Origin of the sequence: Xanthomonas sp. MUS 060 (assembly GCF_000963215.1) — a bacterium.
Classification (GTDB): Bacteria; Pseudomonadota; Gammaproteobacteria; order Xanthomonadales; family Xanthomonadaceae; genus Xanthomonas_A.
Map to the genome: position 1 here is coordinate 1 of NZ_JZIM01000053.1, position 4,673 is coordinate 4,673.

The 4,673-nt window shown below is 58.7% G+C and carries 3 protein-coding genes and 2 pseudogenes; 4 read left to right on the top strand and 1 reads right to left on the bottom strand.

Annotation, left to right across the window (positions count from 1 at the left end; translation table 11 throughout):
- Window positions 1-2,950: pseudogene (locus XANALMUS060_RS16600) on the top strand (hemagglutinin repeat-containing protein); the annotation flags it as partial.
- A gap of 4 nt (window positions 2,951-2,954) precedes the next feature.
- Window positions 2,955-3,380: a hypothetical protein gene (locus tag XANALMUS060_RS19200; RefSeq protein ID WP_082065234.1), complete on the top strand. Its 426-nt coding sequence runs from the start codon at window positions 2,955-2,957 to the stop codon at window positions 3,378-3,380.
- Window positions 3,381-3,418: 38 nt separating this feature from the next.
- Here XANALMUS060_RS19200 and XANALMUS060_RS16605 read toward each other — a convergent pair whose 3' ends face one another.
- The gene (locus XANALMUS060_RS16605) at window positions 3,419-3,799 is read right to left on the bottom strand and encodes a SymE family type I addiction module toxin (RefSeq protein ID WP_200894091.1); all 381 of its coding nucleotides are present in this window, start codon (window positions 3,797-3,799) and stop codon (window positions 3,419-3,421) included.
- 250 nt (window positions 3,800-4,049) lie between these two features.
- On the opposite strand from XANALMUS060_RS16605, the pseudogene XANALMUS060_RS22435 reads away from it, so the two are divergent.
- A pseudogene (locus tag XANALMUS060_RS22435) lies at window positions 4,050-4,202 on the top strand (hypothetical protein); the annotation flags it as partial.
- A 148-nt stretch (window positions 4,203-4,350) separates the two neighbouring features.
- Window positions 4,351-4,611 (top strand): hypothetical protein, encoded by a 261-nt coding sequence (locus XANALMUS060_RS22440; RefSeq protein WP_045739390.1) that lies wholly within the window; start codon window positions 4,351-4,353, stop codon window positions 4,609-4,611.
- The last annotated feature ends 62 nt before the right edge of the window (window positions 4,612-4,673 follow it).

Sequence of the window (4,673 nt, forward strand, 5' to 3'; positions counted from 1 at the left end):
CGCAGGCAAGGCGCTGGCGTTGCAGGCCGGCCACGACCTCGATAGTCAGGCGGTGGTGGACAGCACCACACAGTCGCGCAGCAGCGTGAGCAAGCGCCACTCGCTGGTCACCTCGAACGACGACGAACACGTGCAAGGCACGCAACTGGGCGCAGGCGGCGACATCGTGATGCGCGCGGGCAACGACCTGACCCTGGCCTCGACGGCGGTGGCGAGCCAGAACGGCGGCATCGCCCTGGCCGCGGGCCACGACGTGGCGCTGACCGCGACGCAGGAACAGCCGCGGGCCACGACGTGGCGCTGACCGCGACGCAGGAACAGCACGACAGCGTGGTGGACGAGCAAACGCGCAAGAAAAAGTTCCTCTCCAGCAAGACCACGACCACGGCACGACGAGAGCCACGACAGCCTGGCGGTGACGAGCAGCCTGAGCGGCGACACGGTGCACATCGCGGCGGGCCACGACCTGCTGGCGCAAGGCGCGCAGATTGTCGGCACCGGCGACGTGGTGCTGGCGGCGGGTAACAACCTGACCCTGGAGACAGCGCAGAACACGCACAGCGAGGAGCACGACAAACAGGTCAAGAAGAGCGGCCTGTTCAGCAGTGGCGGGGCCAACTTCACCATCGGTGCGAGCAAACAGACCAACACCTCCGACACCACGCAGGTGACCCACACCGGCAGCACGGTGGGCAGTATCGACGGCGGGGTTACCTTGACGGCGGGCAATGCGCTGGCGATCAGCGGCAGCGACGTGCTGAGCAAGACCGGCACGGCCATCGTGGGCAAGGACGTCACCATCTCGGCAGTGGAAGACACTGTGGACACGGTGGAGACCTCCAAGCAGCACAGTGCCGGCATCAACGTGGGTCTGACCGGTGCGGTGGTGCAGGCAGCCGAAGCGGCGTATGGCATGACCCAGCGGGGCAGCCAGGTGAGCGATGACCGGCTCAAGGCGCTGTACGCGGTCAAGGCGGCGTATGCGGCCAAGGACAGCGTGGATGCGTATCAGGCTGCCGCCGCGCAAGGTGGATCGATGGGAGGCGTCAGCGTGCGTATTGGCATCGGCGCCAGCAGCGCATCGAGCAAGAGCACCACGCATGAGGAAAGTACGGTGGGCAGTCGCATCCAGAGCGCGGGCAACGTCACCATTGCCGCCACCGGCGGCGACCTCGACGTGATCGGCAGCAAGATCGACGGTGAGAACGTGGCGCTGTCGGCGGCGCACGACCTGAATCTGCTGAGCCAACAGGAAAACAATACGCAGAAGTCGGACAACAAGAACGCGGGTGGGGAGATTGGCGTGAGCGTGGGCACCACCACGGGTGTGTACGTGACAGCCTATGCTGGCAAGGGCAATGCCAAGGGCAACAGCACGCTACACACCGAGAGCGTGGTGACGGCCAAGGAGACGTTGAGCCTGGTCAGCGGCCACGACACCACGATCAAGGGCGCACAGGCGATTGGCAATCAGGTGCTGGCCCAGGTGGGGGGCAATCTGTTGATCCAGAGCGAGCAGGACAGCAGCGACGACAAGAGCAAGCAACAGCAGGCGGGTGCGACGGTGGTGTGGGGGTTTAGCGGCAGCAGCGCCAGCTACAGCCAGCAGAAGGTCAACAGCACCTATACCAGCGTCAAGGAGCAGAGTGGCATCCAGGCTGGTGATGGCGGGTTCGCGATCCATGTGGACGGCAACACCCATCTGATTGGCGGCGCGATTGCGAGTACGGCCGATCCGGCGTTGAATCATCTGTCAACGGGGAGTTTGACGGTGGAAGACCTGCAAAACGTTTCCAAGGCCAGTGCGTCCGGGACGAGTGTGACGGTGGATTCAAGCATGTTCAGCGGGAGCAAATATGCGGCGTCCAAGGGTGTGGCAAGCAATGCACTGGGGAGCGGAAGCTCCAGCGAGAGTCACACGAGCACGACGCACAGCGATATCGCCGCCGGTACGGTGGATATCCGCAACAATGACGATGCCGCGTTAGCTGGCCTGGCGCGAAAGGCATCTGTATTGGATGGAAATGGCGTCGGGGAAGTCGATCAGAAGAAGCTGCAGGAGGACGTGGAGTTCCAGCAGCAGGCGAAGCGGTTGATTTATGACCAGGCGGTCAAATATACGGACGAAGCTTATGCTGATATGTTTGCGAGGGATCACACATTATATAAAATCGCACATGATGAAAAAGGAAAGCTGATTCCTGGCCAAAAAGTGACAGGGGAAGAGATGGATAATCTTCAGCCTGCATCCGACGGCAAGGTGCACATTACGCTCAATGGCATCTTCAATGGAGAATATGGTAACGATGCGCCAGCAGAGGGTTACGCAGACCAGCATAGTACGGTGACTGGTCCGCAGTATTATATTCACTTCCCTCAAGCGAATAGCGATTTGGCCGAGTTGTTGATTGCGGGTTACCAGAAGTATTTGGAGAATGATTTTTGGGGATTAACTAATTCCACGCAGGAAGCGAAATACTACATGCTGAAATATGGCGAGACAGGACTTCATCTTGATGAACATAGTCGTGGTACGATGACCGGCGGCAATGCCCTAGAGTCGATTGCAAAGATGCCTGATGCGTCTGGATTGCTGAGCAAGACCACGGTCTCCTTCTTTGGGCCGGCGTATAATGCCAAGAAAGCGGACGATATCTTGAGTTACCTTCAGAATCGCGAGGCGCAGGATGATCCCGACTCCATGGTACTGACATTGCAGAATCATATGGCCGATCCTGTCGGTCGTCTGATTGGCTGGAATCCGGCGACAGGGGGGACTATTCCTGAGGGTAGTAGCTTGCTTGCTGAAATGATAAGGGCGCTTGGCGGCAAGGGGACGTCGCATAATTGCTATGGTTCTGCTTCGGCCAAGAGATGTGATTATCTTTGGAGTGATAACGACTCTAAAAGATCAATATCTTATCCAATTAATGCAATTGAAGGAAAATAATATAATGATTAATAAGTCATCAATTTTTTGTTGTTGTGGTTATGTCTGGTTATGTCTGGTTATGTCTGGTTGTGCTGGCTTTGTTCCTTTTCAGCCAAATCCTCCTGAAGATGAGGAGTGGTCAAAGCCAGGGGCTTCACAATTGGATATTGATAAGGCGATGTTAGAGTGCGGCTATCCAACTCCATTTGGGGTTAGAGATAGGATTTTAGATATATTTCCTTCTTCAAATGAAATAGCTTTAATGGATCGCTGCATGAGGAATAGTGGATTTTCTTATAGTGATAATTTTAATTACTGCAAGGGTAAAGGCTTTCGGGAGCTTCCAGCTTGTCAGCCAGATGCGATTATCCCGCGTCGTGAATTGAGTAAGCGAATTAATAGCCAATATTGCAAGAAATACACAAAAGCAGATGCATGCACACCTTGATTGATAGGGCTGTCGAACCATCGGTGTAACCAAGGTTCTCAAAGCCCATCTATCAGCATGCCCTCTTCATCAGCCACGGTGATCACCAACTCACGACCCCGGACTGTAATGCGTAGCTTGCACCCAATGGCGAAGCCCAAATCTTCCAACCAACGGCCACGCAAGCGCAGTGCGGGAATGCGCTGATGGCTGTCGGGATAATAGCCATACCCCATGGTGCACTGCTGTGTCGGACGCACACGTCGCGGTGGACGTTGTGCACGTGCAAGCTCGGCCGCATTCAGGGCTTCCGCCTGCTCGCGCGTCATCATGGGGCTGAGGGTTGGTTCCACAAACGTCCATTGCAGGTCCGTGCATGGCGTCGGCTGGCTTGGTGAACGCCTGGTTGTCTTACTGCGGCGTGATGAAGGTTGACGCATGGCAAAAGCCTCCTCGGTGTACGAGAACCGCCGCCAACGGCGACGGGATGTCGGGAGGTTCGAAACCGCACGTAGCCGGCGGGCGTATTTCCCCGAAGGGTGTTGTATTAGCCGCCCTCCCGACGCAGGCATTGCGTCGGCTTGCGCCTGCGAACAGGCACAAAAAACCCACCAGTTTGACGGAGGTGGGTACCGCTACGTGAGGAGTTTCGAAGCTCCTTGCCGGGGAGATTGCAGTCGGTTGCGTTCGATGTCAACTGACACGCTCACCAACACCGCCGGCCTGCTGCGCTCGCAAGGCAACCAGGTGCTGGCCGCGCGCGCGCTCAGCGGCGATGGCCAGGTGCAATCCCAGGGCGATCTGAGCCTGAACCTGCACGAGAGCCTGACCAATACCGGGCAACTGATCGCCAACGGCAACCTGTCCGTGCACACCGACGGCGATCTGCTCAACCAGGGCGTGCTGCGCGCGGGCAATCTGGATGTGTCTGCTTCCAATGTGGACAACGCGGCCAGCCAGCGGCGAAATCAGCAGCCAGGGCGTCACCCACGTGCAGGCCGGCGGGCAATTGACCAATCGCGGCCTGATCGACGGCGCGCTGACCCAACTGCAAGCGGCGACCGTGGACAACGTGGGCACCGGGCGCGTGTATGGCGACCACATCGCCATCGCCGCCGGCACGTTGCTCAACCGTGCCGAGAGCGTGGCCGGGGTGACCCATGCCGGCACCGTGGCCGCGCGCCAGCGCCTGGACATCGGCGTGGGCCAGTTGAGACGTTGCTCAACCGTGCCGAGAGCGTGGCCGGGGTGACCCATGCCGGCACCGTGGCCGCGCGCCAGCGCCTGGACATCGGCGTGGGCCAGTTGAGCAAC